The following is a 15,292-nucleotide window of genomic DNA, read 5'->3' on the forward strand; positions in this document are numbered from 1 at the left end:
ATGGTCGATCAAGCTAAAGCTTTAAGGGATATTGCGGCCAATAAAAGTGGCTGCCATAATAAACTAACACATAAGTCCCGTATTATTACCATTACCAGTGGAAAGGGCGGTGTAGGAAAGTCTAATTTAACCGCCAACTTAGCTCTGGCCATGGCCAATAAGGGGGAAAAAGTAGTAATTTTGGATGCTGATTTTGGCATGGCCAATGTGGATATAATCTTTGGCCTAATCCCCCGTTTAAACCTTTATGATGTGGTGAAGGGGCAAAAAAATCTGGAAGAAATCATATTGCATGGTCCAAAAGGGATAAAAATTGTCCCGGGCGGCACAGGTTTTTTGGAATTGGCTAATCTTATGGATTTTCAAAGGCAGAGGCTTTTAAATCAGCTTTTAGAGCTGGAAAAAGAGGCGGATATTATACTCATTGATACTGGAGCCGGAATTTCAAAGACGGTTATTGGTTTTATCGCTGCTGCCCATGATGTTTTGGTGATCACTACACCGGAACCTACATCTATTACGGATGCTTATGGTATTTCCAAGGTTATTAATAAATACGATTTGCAAAAGGAAGTAAAGCTGGTGGTAAATCAGGTGAAAAATGCTCAGGAGGGTCAGGAAGTAGCCGTCCGCTTTTCAAAAGTTTCAGATAATTATTTGCAGCTTAAGATTGACTATCTGGGGTATATTTTACACGACAATGCCGTTCTTCGTTCAGTGAGGGAGCAGCAGCCCTTTATTATATTATACCCCGACAGTAAAGCGGCTCAATGTATCGAAAATATTGCTGACAACTTGCTGAGCCCTGGTTCCAACAGTAATGAAATTAGCGGCATGCGTGGTTTTTTTAGTAAAATTTCTAAAATATTTTCTTAGGGTGGAGCGTTATGCAGGAAAAACAATATTTTTGGGTCAACCAAAACATAGAAGTAGCGGATTTAGAAGAAAAGGCCTACTATAAGACCATAGTTCAGGAAGTCCTGCCTGATTCTATTTCTATTGCTATTCCCATGAAATCAGGGAATTACTTCTTGCCGGAAGATGGTAGTATGATTAAAGGGTGCTTTGTGTTTGACGAAGCCCTATATGTCTTTGAGACCCGAGTCATAGATAGGCTCAGTGGGGATATTATACCTTTAATCAAGCTGGATAAACCCCAGCGGCTCTACAGGCGTCAGCGACGCAACTATTACCGCCACCCCATATTTTTAAGTATGGATTATAAGCTGCTTCAAGACAATGACGATACTAAAAAGTGGTATCGCACAAAAACCATAAACATTGGGGGCGGTGGCATAAAGTTTATTAATGATAAGAGCTTTTTAATTGGAACTGAAATGAAAATTCGATTGTATTTAACTCGCAGCGACAGCCAATTAAATGAAATTATTGAAGCAGAAAGCCGCGTGGTCCGGGTGGCACCCTCAAGCACAAAGGGATACAAACACAGTGTGAGCATCATGTTTACTAATATACAAGAGAGACAGAGAGATCGGATAATCAGCTTTATCTTTTTATCTATGAAGGATAAAGTCCGCTAGAGGAGGTATTTATGGCTAATTATCAAGGGTATAAAAACTCAATAGAAAACCGGGACAGCTATATTGAGAAATTTTTACCCTTAGTAAACCGTATGGCTGGTCGATTAGCTTTAGGCCTTCCTTCCCATGTGGATCGGGATGACCTGGTGGGGAGCGGAATTATGGGGCTTTTAGATGCCTTGGAGAAATATAACCCTTCCAAGGGGCCCATGAAAAATTATGTGGCTCTTCGTATCCAGGGAACTATGCTGGATCATTTGCGAAAGATGAGCTGGCTGCCCCGCACCCTCATATCCAAGCTTAAGGAGGTGGAAAGCGCTTATACTCAATTGCGAGGAGAGCTGCTCAGGGAACCTACGGAAATGGAAGTGGCGTATCAACTGGGCTTAGAAATCAAGGATTTAAGTAGTATAATGGCCCATGTTAACCAGAAGAGCCTGCTTTCCATAGATGAATACCTCTTTGTCGGGGATGAGGGGGAGAAGAAGCTTTCTGATTTATTACCCGATAACAAAATAGAGAACAACCCGGAGGAAAGCCTTACAGAAAAGGAAAAAAAAGAAAGGCTTGCCAAGGCCATAGAAGGTCTTACTGAACGAGAGCAGTTGGTTCTCCATCTTTATTACCGGGAAGAACTAACTTTAAGGGAAATTGGCAATATCTTAGGGGTGTCTGAGTCTAGAGTATCGCAGCTTCATGGCAGGGCGATGGTAAAACTGCGCCAGCAGTTAAAGGATGGATAAAAATGGTCTATATAATTTTATTTTTCGGTCTGGCAATTATAATATATTCACTGTTTCATTTGGCAAAGGATCACTCTACTAACAAAGAGAACAAGCCTATGTCTGCCCCGGTGTCCTCAGAGGAAAAGTTTATGAGCCAGGAGGACAAGGTTGTGCAATTAGCTTTTCAGGATTATATATCAGGTTCAGAGGAAGCAGTGGAGGGAAAACTTTTATACGAATTAAAGGAAAAAGTTGAAGTACAGCTTTCTGAGTTGGCCATTCAAAGGGAATTGGTGTCCCATATGATGATGCGGGTGGAAAAAAAATTGGACAGCCAACCTGTTGAAGAGAGGGTAGAGGTAAAAAAAGCAGAAAAAAGGGCCCAGGGCAAGTTGGAAAAACAGAAAAATGAAGTTATTTCTTTAAATGAGGATGCCCTGGATAGGGCCAGGCTCCATAACGATGTATATCTGCTTTATGACCAGAAGATTCCTTTGGCGGAAATAGCAAAACAGGTAGGGCTGGGGAAGGGGGAAGTTGAATTAATACTTGGTTTAAGAAAATAAACAGTAAATTGGATATCAGGGTGCTTTTTGGTTTTGGCTTGGGTCTGGTGTTGGCTTCTCTCTTGCTGCTGATTTTCCCACCCGGCAGGATGAATCCTGGTCAAATAGAAGATGAAGCCCGAAGCATGGGAATGGTCTATCCCCATGAGATTTTAATCCTCAATGAAGGAGAAAAATTGGAGACAAAGGACAAAAATCATTTTACAGAAGATGAGGTTACAGATATTCCATTGGAAGAAACAGGGGAGAACTGATATAATCTTAGTAATCTCTAATGGGAGGTGAGACAAAAATGATAAGAGGCATTTATACAGCAGCCAGAGGCATGGCTGTGGAGTTAAAGAAGCAGGAAATATTATCAAATAACCTGGCAAATAGCAATACAGTGGGGTATAAAGAGGATATTGCTTTGGTGCACAGTTTTCCGGAGCTTCTAACCTTAAGGACAGAAAAAGGTCACGCAGCAGTTATAGGGGTCAGTGGACAAGGGGCTTTGTTAAGTGATATTATTACCCGCCACTTATCGGGGTCTTTGGAGGAAACAGGAAGATCTTTTGATTTGGCCATTGTTGGAAACGGTTTTTATCCTGTTGAAGGTGAAGCCGGGCAGGCAGAAGGGACTGCATTCTTTATGGTGGCAGCTCCCCAAGGGTTAAGGTATACTCGAGACGGCAGTTTTTCTTTAGACAGGGAAGGTTTTCTGGTTACCAGCGATGGTTACTATGTTTTAGGGATTGACAATGAGCCTCTGCAGATAAATACGGACAAGGTGTATATAGATGCTGCCGGTATAATCTGGTTGGAGGATGAACAGGGGGTGGAGGAAGCCGGTCAGCTGGCAATTGCTGTTTTTGCCCTGGAAGACCTGCAGGGTTTGGAAAAACGGGGACAGAACCTTTTTGAGGCTGTGGAAGTAAACCCAATGCCGCAGGGATTGGCGGAAGTCAGGCAGGGGGTGTTGGAGCAGTCCAATGTTAACGTTCTTACAGAAATGATAAATGTAATTGCCGGACTGCGTACCTACGAAGCAAATCAGAAGGCACTGCAGGCTCAGGATGAAATGCTGGGGAAGAGTGTTAATGAGGTAGGCAATCTAAGGTAAAGGAGGATGGCTATGATATATAATTTGTGGAGCGGTGCATCAGGGCTGTTAGCCCAGTCACTTAAAATAGACACCATTGCCAACAATATTGCTAACGTAAATACAGAAGGCTTTAAGAAGAAGGATGCAACCTTTCAGGATTTGTATTATAAAAATATACTGGGCCCGGGCAAACCGGTTATACCTGGGGAACATACAGGGTTATTTGTTGGAACGGGGGTAAAAGTCTCGGCTACCAGAACCTCTTTCGCTCAGGGAATAATTAGAGAAACCAGGAGTGATCTGGATTTTGCTATAGATGGAGACGGTTTTTTTCGGGTAAGGCTTCCTGACGGCAGTGAAGCATTTACTAGAAATGGAAACTTTTATAGGGACGGGGCAGGCAATCTGGTAACTGCTCAAGGTTATCTGGTAGAACTGCTGCCGGAGAATTTGCGGGGGATAGAAGGAACTACTTTTATAGTAGATGAAAAAGGTCATATAATGGTTATGGACGACCAGGGGGAAATAATCGAAGAAGGCCGGGTAGTAGTATATCGCTTTAATAACCCTGCCGGTTTAGAAGCACAGGGTGATAACCTTTGGGCAGCCACAGGCAACTCCGGGGAACCGGAAGCTGGATTTCCAGGAGAAGAGGGTTTTGGTTTTATCCGGCAGCAGCATCTAGAAAGTTCAAATGTTAGTCTTATAGAGGAAATGACCCGACTTATCATGGCCCAGAGGGCTTTTGAGGTGAGCTCCCGTTCTATCCTGACTGCAGATGAGATGTGGGGAATGGCGAATCAACTCCGCAGATAGAGAGGATTTTTTGGGGCTATAAAATATCAGCAATAAAGAGAGGGGCTGATCCGGTGATTGTAGATAATATGATGAATGCAAATTTGCTGCAGGTGGCAGACACAAATAAAAGCAGCGACAGTACCAGTGAGGATAAAGAGCTAAAAAAAGTAAGCCAGGAGTTTGCGGCTATCCTTTATGAAAAAATGTTAAGCAGCATATCTAAGGCAGTCTTAACCGAAAAGTGCCCCGAGGAAGACATGTGGTGGGAGCATATGCTGTGGCAAATATCAACGGAAGCAGCCAAATCACCTGCTTCTCCCCTGGCTGTTGAAATTTACAATCAATTAAAGAAATAAAACAAAACAATAGAACCATCACTTAAAAATTGTCTACCTTTGCGGTGGAACTTATCTTGTCAAAGAAAACCTTTACCCTGCTCTTGGGGGAGGTGAACTTGTAGGAGGATTTTCCTGCTTGAACAATGGTATTTTCAAAGACTTTATTCATGTAAACTGTTTTATTTTCGGGGATTATAACCGTAGTTTCAATGGCAGCATCAGAACCAATCTTATTAATTCGAACATCATTTTTTGCTGTAATTGTCCCCCCTCTAATCACTCCCTTAACTTCAACGGTGTCTTGGGAAATAATGTCAGTGTGATAGCAGCCCTGCCCTTCTACGGTGATGCTGCCGCTGGCTTCTAAAATGGAATTTAACGCGTAAATAATAGTAATACTGCTTTTTTCCTGGGGTTGTTCTTGAAAAAGTTCTTTTAATGCTCTTGTTATTTGCAGTAGTTCTACAGTTTTTGTTAATTCCTGGTACGGTAGGGGATTGAAATCCCCAATGGTTTTATTTAAGAGTTTAACAGACTGCACCATTTCTTCGGGGAAGTCACCTTTTAATTCAATTTTTAACATTTCATGTAGTTCTTTAAGCTGTTTTGGAAACGTGGTAAATTTTTTTTCTACCAACAGGTCTAAAATAAAGCCAAATCGGGCTTTTTTAAATTCAGGCCTGGTGATGATTTGTTTATAAGATTTTAATATGTTTAACAAGGCTTTTTCAAATTCCAGGAGGTAAGGAGAAACTTTTAAGACAAAGGATTGTTTGGCTCCAGCTTCTATTCTGCTGTTAATTACATTTTTAAAAATAGTAATAGATCCGCCGGCTCGGATATTTGCCCCGTTAACACCACCATAAATTTGCAGACTCCCTCCTGCCAGCACTTCCATGGATTCCTGAACCTTGCCGTTTATCTGAACATCTCCACGGAAGCGGACATGACCGGAACTTAAAGCGACATCCTCCTGCACTATATAAAGGGGCAGTACTTTAATCTTATAATAACCCGGCCCTTTTTCTACTCGAGGCCTTCCTATATCTTTGGCATAAACCTTAAGCTGGTCTTCATCCAGGTAAATGTTTGAGGCGGCTAAAAACTTAAAATCTTTAGGTGGCAGGAAAGGGATCTCTTTGCCGGTGACCGACATTCCGGGTGTTCCTTCCTTTGCTGGAATCTTTTCAGCAAGGAGAAAATCTTTTTCTACAGAGAAGATATCGCCTTTTTCCCGGTAGTCTATGTTATTAAGAGATTCTTCATCGAAGGTAACGGCGCTATTTTCTGTGAAGAAAAATTGTATTTTAGCATCTTTGCCATTAATTGGGGGTACCCCCTGGGCAATTATTATCCCTTCTGCGTTCATGGAGAAAATGGCTTTTCTTAAAACATCTTCATCTATGCCATAGATAATTTGGTTTTCTTTCAGCAGGCTTTTTACAGTATCTAAATCTGCAGCAGGTTCTTTTATAATGGTCCGTTCTGCTGCAGGTTTTAGGATAAATTCTTCTTTTGAATCCCGGGCATAAAAGCGGGCTTTTAGAACAGGTTTAAGATGGAGTATAGCTGTTAAGCCATCAGGGCTAATTTCTACCGTTATTTTTCCGTTTTCCAAGATTTCTTCCCTATCAGTAATAATTATTTCATCCTCCGTGGTAACAGGAGTGGGGGAGTTAATCTCTTGGTTATTAACCAGTATAATTAAGCCATCAGCGGGCATTATCTGAGGGTGCTGTCCCTGGCCTTGGGGAGGCGAAACTATTACTTTTTGGTCAACTATTTTTATGGTGCCATTTTCACCTTCCATATTATCTTACTCCTTTATATGTGGGATGAAAAAAATCGTAAACGGTTGTTGGTAGATTCGCTTTAGGTTATGAATTATCCTCTATTTTCTCCAAAATAATAGCATTTGCCTAAAAGATGTTATTATTTTTACAGGAAAGAAACGAGAATTGTCGAATATATATTTTTTAAGGAAGGAGGTTAAAAGAAGTTGGATAAAGACATTCTGTCTCAATCAGAAATAGATTCTTTAATTAGTGCCCTGCATACCGGAGATCTGCCAGATGACCAAACCACAAAAGTAGAAGTTCAACCAGGAGATGCAGTACTTTATGACTTTCGTAAGCCTAACAAGTTTTCTAAAGAACATATCAGGACATTAAAAATAGTACATGAAAATTTTGCCCGGGTTATATCCAATTTTCTTTCCGCTTATCTGCGGCTGCCTGTGATGATAAAACTAGTATCTATCGGACAGGTTAGTTATGAGGAGTTTATATTCAACCTTCCCTTACCCACATTAATGACTGTTTTTCGTCTTTCCGACCGAATGGGCAGTGCCATGTTGGAAACTAATCCTTACTTTATGTTTCCTATCATTGATATACTCTTTGGTGGTGAAGGAAATGTTTTAAAAAAAGCAAGGGAACTTACGGAAATAGAATTAAGTGTCATGAAAAGGGTTAACAGCAAGATTTTAGATAATCTAAGCTATGCATGGAAAGATATTACGCCTATTTCTCCTGAAATTGAGGGTTTGGATGTCAACCCTCAGTTTAATCAGATGGTTGCCTCCAATGAAACTGTAGTTTTGCTGACCTTCTCCACAGATATTGGCAGCATTGATGGTTTTCTAAATATCTGTTTTCCCTATTTAACTTTGGAAAAAGTTTTAACCAAGCTCTCGGCTCAATCCTGGTTTTCCGGCAAGTCTAAATTTCGGGAAAAGTCTTCTCAAGATGAAGAAAGAGTTTCAAAAAAGCTGAAAGAGGCAGAGGTGGAAATGGTGGCGCTGCTGGGAAAGGCAACCATTACAGTCCAAGACTTTTTAAACTTTGAAAAAGGTGATGTTATCCGGTTAGATCGAAGGATAAATGAACCGGTAGACTTATATATAGAAAAAGAACCTGTTTTTAAAGCCAGCCTGGGAGTTATTGGGGAGAAAATGGGGTGTGTAATTAATGATGTCAGGTCACAGGGGGGGAAATCTGGTGGATGATTTTTTAGGTCAGGAAGAAATTGATGCATTGTTGAAGGAAGGCTTAAAAGAAGCAGAAGTGAAAGCTGCTCCTTCCTCTTCAGATTATCATCATAATACAACATTAGATCAGAGGAAGCTGGATCTAATTTTAGAGATTCCCGTGAAAGGAAGAGTGGTTCTGGCAAAGACTCGGAGAAGCCTATCGGAGCTTTTGGAGCTGCAGTTGGGGAAGATTGTAGAGACTGAGAAAAATATTTCAGAGCTGGTGGATTTTTGTATTAACGATAAAATTGTGGCCCGGGGTGAAATTGTAGTGGTAGATGAGAGCTTTGGACTTCGTATTAAACACATTCTAACACCGGAAGATAGAATTCAAAAATTAAAATAAGCCCATAAGGGCTTATTTTAATTTTAGGGAGAAATATTGTGAAATTTGTAGTACATTGCAGCAGGGAATGAGAAAATAATGTCGAAAATACCTTTATTAGGAAAGGTAGGAAAGGTATATGAGTATTTCTTTAGAAGATATGCAGCAGGAAGCGTTAAAGGAACTGAGCAATATTGCTTTTGGGGCAGGGGGTACTGCCCTATCTCAATTATTGGGGCGTAGTGCCAATATTACTATGCCTTCCCTGCAGGTTGTTGAAGCAGGGGAGCTGTCTTCTTTTTTTGCTGTTTCTGATGTTTTGGTTAAGATGGGGTATAGCGATGGTCTTTCAGGAAAGAGTCTTATTATTTTTCCCAGGGACTATGCGGTGTTTATTGGACAAATTATGATGATGCAGGAGTCATCTTTGGAATCAGAATTGTCGGAGATGCATTTAAGTGCTCTAACCGAAGCTCTAAATCAGGTTTTGGGGGCTGGGGCTACGGCCATGTCAGAAATGCTAAACCGTAATGTAGGCCTTGTTTCTCCTCAGGTGGAGCATAGACTTTTAACCCAGGAGGATTTTCAGGAATTGATAGGGGAAGAGGGGGCAGTTCTCCAGGTAACTTTTCAGATGGTAGTGGAGGGTTTACCCGAGGGGCGTCTGGTGCAGTTTTGGTCGTTAAAGTTGGCCTCTGAGATGGCTTCTTGCCTTTTGGGAGATATGTTTCCAGAGCCAGAAGAAAAGTCACAGCCTTCTATTGACAATCCTCTAGATAACTTTAATGATATGGAAAAGGAAACCCTTAAGGAAATCGGCAACATTTCTTTGGGTTCTTCTGCTACCACTTTATCTCAGCTGGTATCCCGGCGGATTAATATTACTGCTCCAAAGCTTAGCTATACAAGCGTAGAAGATATAAAACACAGATACCCGGCACCTTGTGTTATTGTGGAAGTATCTTACTCAGAAGGGCTTATAGGAAAAAATGTGTTAATTATTAATGCCCAAGATGCTGTCATAATTGCTCAGTTGATGATGATGCAGGAGCCTGATGGAAAAGGGGAGATAGATGAAATAAGTATCAGTGCCGTCAGCGAGGCTATGAACCAAATGATGGGGGCTTCAGCTACAGCCATGTCTGATCTATTTAACAGAATGATTAACATTTCACCTCCCCGACTGGAGTATAAAGAAATAGATACAAGCACAGATAGAGAAGGAGGCATCTTTGATATAGAGGAAGGGCTTATTCAGATTGCCTTTAAAATTGAAGTTGAGGGTTTAATAGATAGTGAAATACTCCAGTTAATACCCTTGGATTTTGCAAAAGATATGACTTCATACCTTTTAGGGGGCTATAAGAATGGGGAAGAGATGTCTCCTTCAAAGGAGTCAGAAAGGGAAAAGGAGGTTTTAGGGGTAGAAGGAGAAAAAGAAGAATCATCCGGGGAGGATTCAATTGTAACGTCATATCCCTCTGATGTAGGTAATATTTACAGTCCGTTGGAAATGGAAGGGTTAGAGTTAGTTAAAGATATTACCATTGAACTTCAAGGGATTGTTGGTAAGGTAAAAGTTCCTTTGAGGGAGATATTAAAGCTGGGCAAAGGCTCCGTGATGGAGTTTGATAGTTATGCTGGGGAACCTATTGATATTTATGCCAATGGTAAGCTGATAGCTCGGGCAGACATTGTAGCGGTTAGCGATTTCTATGGTATACGGCTGCGGGAAATCATTACTAAGCAGCATTAAGATAATATTAAAGAGGTGAGAAAAGATGGCTGATGAAGGAATCAGCAGGGAAATACAAGTGGTAGCTTTCTGTCTGGAGGATGAAGAGTTTGCTATTGATATTCAACAGCTCCGGGAGGTACTCAAGTACACAGATATTACTCCTCTGCCTCAAACCTCCCAGTTTATTGAAGGAGTAATTAATTTAAGGGGTGAGGTAATCCCTGTCATTGATCTGAGAAAGCGTTTTGGCCTTGATTCAGGAGAACAGGACAGTCATACTAGGATAATAATTGTGGAAATAAGAGAAGACCTCATAGGCTTGATTGTTGATCAAGTTTCTGAAGTGCTGCACTTAACTGGAGAGCAAATCGAACCACCTCCCAGCAGTGTGTCCGGTTGTATCATCGATTTTATTCAGGGTATCGGCAAAATAGCAGAACGCTTGATTATAATTTTAAAACCTGAGAAGATAATTTCTTCCCAGGAAAGAGTTCCATTAGATCAAATTATTATTGAAGATATTAAAAAACAAGTTGTGACACAGCAAGTGTAAGGGAGAGTGGGCGTATGGATTTTAGTGAATATAAAGATATTTACCTGGCAGAAGCTCAGGAGCACCTTCAATCCCTGAACGATGCCCTTTTAAAATTGGAAAATGAACCGGAAAATAATGAACTGATTCAGGAGATTTTTCGGTCTGCTCACAGCTTAAAAGGTATGTCGGCTACCATGGGGTATGACGATATAGCAGGGCTTACCCATGAGATGGAAAATGCTTTGAATCTACTTAGGGAAGGGACTATAAATTTAAGCAAGGAGTTTGCTGATATCCTGTTTAAATCTTTAGATGCCTTGGAAGGGTTGTCTAATCGGGTGGAAAACCCGGAGCTTCCCCCGGTAGACACCTCCGATTTATTAGAAGGGTTAAGGAGATTAGTTGAAGGCGAAGAGGAAGAGGAGGTTTCCTCAATTAAGGAAAATTTTTCACTTCGTTTGGATGAATTTGAAAAAGAAATTGTAAAAGAGGTTAGAGGTAAAGAGGATAAAATATACTACATAGCTGTATCTCTTACGGAAGATTGTCTTCTTAAATCCGTCAGAGCATATATGGTAATCAAGGTTTTAGAAAACAATGGGGTGGTTTTAAAGGTAAAACCTCCGGTTACGGATTTGGAAGATGATAACTTTGATAAAGATTTCTTTGTTCTTTGTCAAAGCAGTACTGATGCTGCAGTAATAAAGGCAGAACTTCTCAACATATTGGAGATTGAAAAGGTAGAGATAGAAGAATACACGGAAGAAGTTGTTAACTCAGTGGATTCAGATTCTCCGCCCGCTGATGTTCCCGTTGAACAGTTAGAAAAAATCAATACTTCTTCCGATAATGTCAAGGCTTCTTTGTTGGAGCAGCAGCCCAAAATACAGTCTACCAAGCGCTCTGAGAAAACAATCCGGGTGGAGACAGAAAAATTAGACCAATTGATCAATCTAGTAGGAGAGCTGGTAATAAACAGGACTCGCATTGTGGATGTAGCAAAAAGGAATGAAAATGGAGAAATAATAGGGGCTGCAGAACATTTAAATCGAATCACCACAGACCTGCAGAGTGCTGTAATGAAACTGAGGATGGTACCAGTTAAGCAGGTTTTCGACCGCTTTCCCCGCATGATAAGGGATTTAAGCCTTGAGAGGGGAAAGAAGATAAGGTTTGAGATAAGCGGTGAAGAAACTGAGCTGGATAGATCAATTGTGAATCAAATTGGCGATCCTCTGGTTCATCTGCTGCGCAATGCTGTAGATCATGGAATAGAGTCTGAGGAGGAGAGGCAAAAAGCAGGTAAGCCGAAAGAGGGTTTAGTAAAACTAGAAGCCCGTCACGAAGGTAGTTATGTGGCTATTCAAGTTTCTGATGATGGAAGTGGATTAGATGAGAAAAAGCTTATAAGTATTGCTGTAGCTAAAGGAATTATTTCCAGTGAAGAGGCAGAACATTATAAAAAGGAAGATGCATATAAGCTTATCTTTAAAAACGGATTCAGTACAGTAAAAGAAGTTACAGATGTATCCGGCCGGGGGGTAGGTATGGATGCTGTCAGTAAAATAGTAGAAAGCTTAAGTGGACTTATTGATGTGCAGGCAAAGCCAGGACAGGGCACCAGCTTTACGATCCGTATGCCTTTGACTCTGGCCATTATCAGAGCCCTCCTGGTAAAAGCTGCTGGAGATATTTATGCTATACCCATTGAAACAATTAATGAAAGCCTCTATATTACTGAAAAAGAAATAAAAACTATACAAAAACAGGAGGTTATTTCTCTTCGTAAGGAGGTTTTGCCCCTGGTTTCCCTCCAGGAGCAGCTGCGGGGCTTGACCTGTAAGAGGCCAGAAGAAATTCCTGTAGTTATCGTAACAGCTGGAGACAAGAAGGCAGGACTTATTGTTGATGATCTTTTAGAGCAGCAGGAGATAGTAATTAAGTCATTAAGCAGGATTTTAGGAGAGATTAAGGGTGTGGCAGGAGCAACAGTTCTGGGTAACGGCAAGGTGGCATTCATACTTAATATCTCAACCCTGATTTAAAAGGAGGTTATATACTTGGCTAATAAAATTTTGATAACAGATGACACGGCATTCATGCGCATGACTTTAAAAAATATTTTACAAAAAAATGGATATGAAATTGCAGGAGAAGCAGAAGACGGACTGCAGGCAGTAGAGAAATATAAAACAGAACAGCCTGACCTGGTTACTATGGATATCACCATGCCCAACATGGACGGTATTTCTGCCATTAAAGAAATTATGAGTTATGACGCTAAGGCAAAAATCATCGTCTGTAGCGCCATGGGACAAAAATCGTTAGTAATAGAAGCCCTCAGTTCCGGGGCAAAAGATTTTATAGTTAAACCCTTCCAACCCGACCGGATACTTGATGCAGTTAAAAAAGTTTTAGGATAATATGGGGTGATGTCAAAATGAAAAATATAAACAGCCAACAATTAGATTTATTAAAAGAATTGGGAAATATTGGTATGGGTAATGCAACCTCATCTCTATCGGCCATGTTAAAGGAAGAAAGAGTGAATATGTTTGTCCCGGAAGTGTCAGTGGTCCCCTTAAGTGAGCTTCCTGATTGCATGGGCGGGCCTGAAAAGCAAGTAACTGGAATTTATGTTAAGGTTGGGGGAGATATTGGGCTTTATATGATTTTTATAGTTCCTTTGGATAGTGCCGAAAATTTAGCATTTACGGTTACAGAGGGCATGGCTGAAGGGTTGGATGAATTTGGCCTTTCGGCAGTGGCAGAAGTTGGGAATATTTTGACAGCGGGGTATTTAAATGCTCTATCTTTTTTGATGGATATGACCTTAGTCCCCGAACCTCCGGGAGTGGCTGTGGATATGACTGAAGCTATATTGGGTACAATCCTGGCGGAGAGTCAGGTGGTGGAGGATTTTATTGTTTTGATTAAAACTTCTTTTGTTACGGAGAAAACAAATATTCAGGGGTTCTTAACAATAATTCCAGAAAAGGATGCTTTTGAGGTTATTTACAATATGCTGTTGAAGGGTGCCTAGTTATGGAAAATGTCGTTCGTGTAAAAATTGCAGATTTAGCAGTATTAAAAAAAGAAGGTATTTTGGTTACTATCGGTTTGGGGTCCTGTGTGGGCATAGCTCTTTATGATCCTTTAGTGAAGGTGGCTGGATTATCTCATATAATTCTTTCTAACAGTACTTTGTTCAGCAATCGGGATAACCTGGCAAAGTTCGCTGATACAGCTGTTCCTCTCATGCTTACGGAAATGATCAAGTTGGGAGCCAGGAAGGAAAGAATTAGAGCTAAAATAGCTGGTGGCAGTGAACTTTTTAAATATAAGTTTAATGGTGAAAGCATTGGCGAAAAAAATATTAAAGCTGTTATAGAAACCCTGGCCCTGGTGAAGATACCCCTCCTTTCTCAAGATGTGGGGGGTAATTCCGGTAGAACTATGAAACTTTTGGCAGATAGTGGACAGGTTCTGATTACAAAAGTAGGACAGAAAGAAGTAGAGCTATAACATTTGAGGAGGACCTTAGGACATATGGAGCAGATAAAGGTGCTGGTAGTTGACGACACTGCCTTAATGCGTAAAATCGTTTCCGATATATTTGGTTCAAGTGATGAGTTTCAGGTGGTAGCCACGGCCAGGGACGGGGAAGACGCTTTGAAAAAAATAAAAAGATTTAAACCTGACTTAATAACTTTAGATGTGGAAATGCCCCGCATGAACGGAATTGAAGTACTTAAAGTCATTATGCAGGATAATCCGGTACCGGTAATCATGTTAAGCAGCCACACCCGCAGGGGAAGTGAAATTACCATTGAGGCCCTTTCCTTAGGGGCTGTAGACTTTATACCAAAGCCCGGGTATCTGAGTAAAGATTTAAAAACTGTCGGGGAGGAACTTCTTCACAGGGCACGGCTGGCGGCTCGGGCTAAGAATTTAAAAATATCCCCTAGAGATGATCAACGGCAAAAAAGGGATTTGTTTGCCGTTCCTTCTGTTTCTCCCCGGTTCAAGTCCCGGGAGGGTTTTAAAAATGTGGTAGCTATTGGTTCCTCCACGGGAGGGCCCAAAGCCTTAGAACATGTTCTTATAAATTTGCCGGGAGACTTTCCTGCTCCCTTAATCATTACGCAGCATATGCCTCCGGGTTTTACCAATGCTTTGGCCCAGCGGTTAGATAAAATTTGTGATATCCAGGTAAAGGAGGGGGACAGGGGGGATAAGCTTATGGCTGGAACTGCTTATATAGCTCCTGGTGGGTATCATATGGTAGTTACCCGGGATGGTTTTGTGAATTTGAATCAGGATCCTCCGGTAGAGCATGTCCGTCCTTCTGCCAATGTCATGATTGATTCTGCAGTACAGGTGTATGGTGACATCATGATTGGGGTTATCTTAACAGGAATGGGAAAAGACGGTGCTGAAGCTATGGTTAACATAAAAGAGAAAGGCGGCAGGACCGTGGTTCAAGATGAGGCGACCTCAGTAATATATAGAATGCCCAGGGCAGTGGTGGAATTGGGGGCGGCAGACTATGTTCTGCCGCTTGAGGATATACCAAAAGCCTTAATAAGAATGGTAGGACTTAAGAGCTAA

Annotated in this window: 18 protein-coding genes; 17 read left to right on the top strand and 1 reads right to left on the bottom strand. The window is 41.2% G+C overall.

Annotated features, from left to right (window positions below):
* Genes HUE98_RS06430 through HUE98_RS06465 form a run of 8 tightly spaced genes read left to right on the top strand, consistent with a single transcriptional unit; the run spans position 1 to position 5,070 of the window.
* On the top strand, positions 1-876 hold the full coding sequence (locus HUE98_RS06430) for a MinD/ParA family protein (protein ID WP_241423025.1): 876 nt from the start codon (positions 1-3) through the stop codon (positions 874-876).
* 11 nt (positions 877-887) lie between these two features.
* A complete protein-coding gene (locus HUE98_RS06435) occupies positions 888-1,541 on the top strand; it encodes a flagellar brake protein (RefSeq protein ID WP_241423026.1) in 654 nt (217 codons plus the stop codon).
* An 11-nt stretch (positions 1,542-1,552) separates the two neighbouring features.
* The gene (locus tag HUE98_RS06440; protein WP_241423027.1) at positions 1,553-2,284 is read left to right on the top strand and encodes a FliA/WhiG family RNA polymerase sigma factor; all 732 of its coding nucleotides are present in this window, start codon (positions 1,553-1,555) and stop codon (positions 2,282-2,284) included.
* A 2-nt stretch (positions 2,285-2,286) separates the two neighbouring features.
* Complete coding sequence (locus tag HUE98_RS06445; protein ID WP_241423028.1) at positions 2,287-2,832, top strand: DUF6115 domain-containing protein; 546 nt, start codon at positions 2,287-2,289, stop codon at positions 2,830-2,832.
* 8 nt (positions 2,833-2,840) lie between these two features.
* The gene (locus HUE98_RS06450; protein ID WP_241423029.1) at positions 2,841-3,086 is read left to right on the top strand and encodes a hypothetical protein; all 246 of its coding nucleotides are present in this window, start codon (positions 2,841-2,843) and stop codon (positions 3,084-3,086) included.
* A gap of 38 nt (positions 3,087-3,124) precedes the next feature.
* Entirely contained in the window at positions 3,125-3,934 is an 810-nt protein-coding gene (locus HUE98_RS06455; protein WP_241423030.1) for a flagellar hook-basal body protein, read from the top strand.
* A 12-nt stretch (positions 3,935-3,946) separates the two neighbouring features.
* Positions 3,947-4,732: a flagellar basal-body rod protein FlgG gene (gene flgG, locus HUE98_RS06460; RefSeq protein ID WP_241423031.1), complete on the top strand. Its 786-nt coding sequence runs from the start codon at positions 3,947-3,949 to the stop codon at positions 4,730-4,732.
* 53 nt (positions 4,733-4,785) lie between these two features.
* On the top strand, positions 4,786-5,070 hold the full coding sequence (locus tag HUE98_RS06465) for a hypothetical protein (protein ID WP_241423032.1): 285 nt from the start codon (positions 4,786-4,788) through the stop codon (positions 5,068-5,070).
* 22 nt (positions 5,071-5,092) lie between these two features.
* Here the strand turns inward: HUE98_RS06465 and HUE98_RS06470 are convergent, their stop codons facing one another.
* Positions 5,093-6,862 (bottom strand): DUF342 domain-containing protein, encoded by a 1,770-nt coding sequence (locus tag HUE98_RS06470; protein WP_241423033.1) that lies wholly within the window; start codon positions 6,860-6,862, stop codon positions 5,093-5,095.
* A gap of 189 nt (positions 6,863-7,051) precedes the next feature.
* Here HUE98_RS06470 and fliM point away from each other — a divergent pair, with 189 nt between their 5' ends.
* From fliM to HUE98_RS06515, 9 genes are all read left to right on the top strand, one after another.
* Positions 7,052-8,059, top strand: coding sequence for a flagellar motor switch protein FliM (gene fliM, locus HUE98_RS06475; RefSeq protein ID WP_241423034.1), 1,008 nt, complete (start codon positions 7,052-7,054; stop codon positions 8,057-8,059).
* On the top strand, positions 8,052-8,429 hold the full coding sequence (locus tag HUE98_RS06480; protein ID WP_241423035.1) for a FliM/FliN family flagellar motor switch protein: 378 nt from the start codon (positions 8,052-8,054) through the stop codon (positions 8,427-8,429). The genes fliM and HUE98_RS06480 overlap by 8 nt, the downstream gene beginning before the upstream one ends.
* 118 nt (positions 8,430-8,547) lie before the next feature.
* Positions 8,548-10,164 carry a flagellar motor switch phosphatase FliY gene (gene fliY, locus HUE98_RS06485; protein ID WP_241423036.1) on the top strand — a complete coding sequence of 539 codons (1,617 nt, stop codon included), beginning with the start codon at positions 8,548-8,550 and terminating at the stop codon, positions 10,162-10,164.
* 25 nt (positions 10,165-10,189) lie between these two features.
* Positions 10,190-10,699, top strand: a complete 510-nt coding sequence (locus tag HUE98_RS06490; protein ID WP_241423037.1) for a chemotaxis protein CheW — start codon at positions 10,190-10,192, stop codon at positions 10,697-10,699.
* 14 nt (positions 10,700-10,713) lie between these two features.
* Complete coding sequence (locus HUE98_RS06495; RefSeq protein WP_241423038.1) at positions 10,714-12,726, top strand: chemotaxis protein CheA; 2,013 nt, start codon at positions 10,714-10,716, stop codon at positions 12,724-12,726.
* Between the two features lie 15 nt (positions 12,727-12,741).
* Entirely contained in the window at positions 12,742-13,104 is a 363-nt protein-coding gene (locus HUE98_RS06500) for a response regulator (protein WP_241423039.1), read from the top strand.
* 17 nt (positions 13,105-13,121) lie between these two features.
* On the top strand, positions 13,122-13,724 hold the full coding sequence (locus HUE98_RS06505) for a chemotaxis protein CheC (RefSeq protein ID WP_241423040.1): 603 nt from the start codon (positions 13,122-13,124) through the stop codon (positions 13,722-13,724).
* A gap of 2 nt (positions 13,725-13,726) precedes the next feature.
* The gene (locus tag HUE98_RS06510; RefSeq protein WP_241423041.1) at positions 13,727-14,206 is read left to right on the top strand and encodes a chemotaxis protein CheD; all 480 of its coding nucleotides are present in this window, start codon (positions 13,727-13,729) and stop codon (positions 14,204-14,206) included.
* Positions 14,207-14,230: 24 nt separating this feature from the next.
* Positions 14,231-15,292 (top strand): protein-glutamate methylesterase/protein-glutamine glutaminase, encoded by a 1,062-nt coding sequence (locus tag HUE98_RS06515; protein WP_241423042.1) that lies wholly within the window; start codon positions 14,231-14,233, stop codon positions 15,290-15,292.

The organism is Candidatus Contubernalis alkalaceticus (assembly GCF_022558445.1).
Taxonomy (GTDB): domain Bacteria; phylum Bacillota; class Dethiobacteria; order SKNC01; family SKNC01; genus Contubernalis; species Contubernalis alkaliaceticus.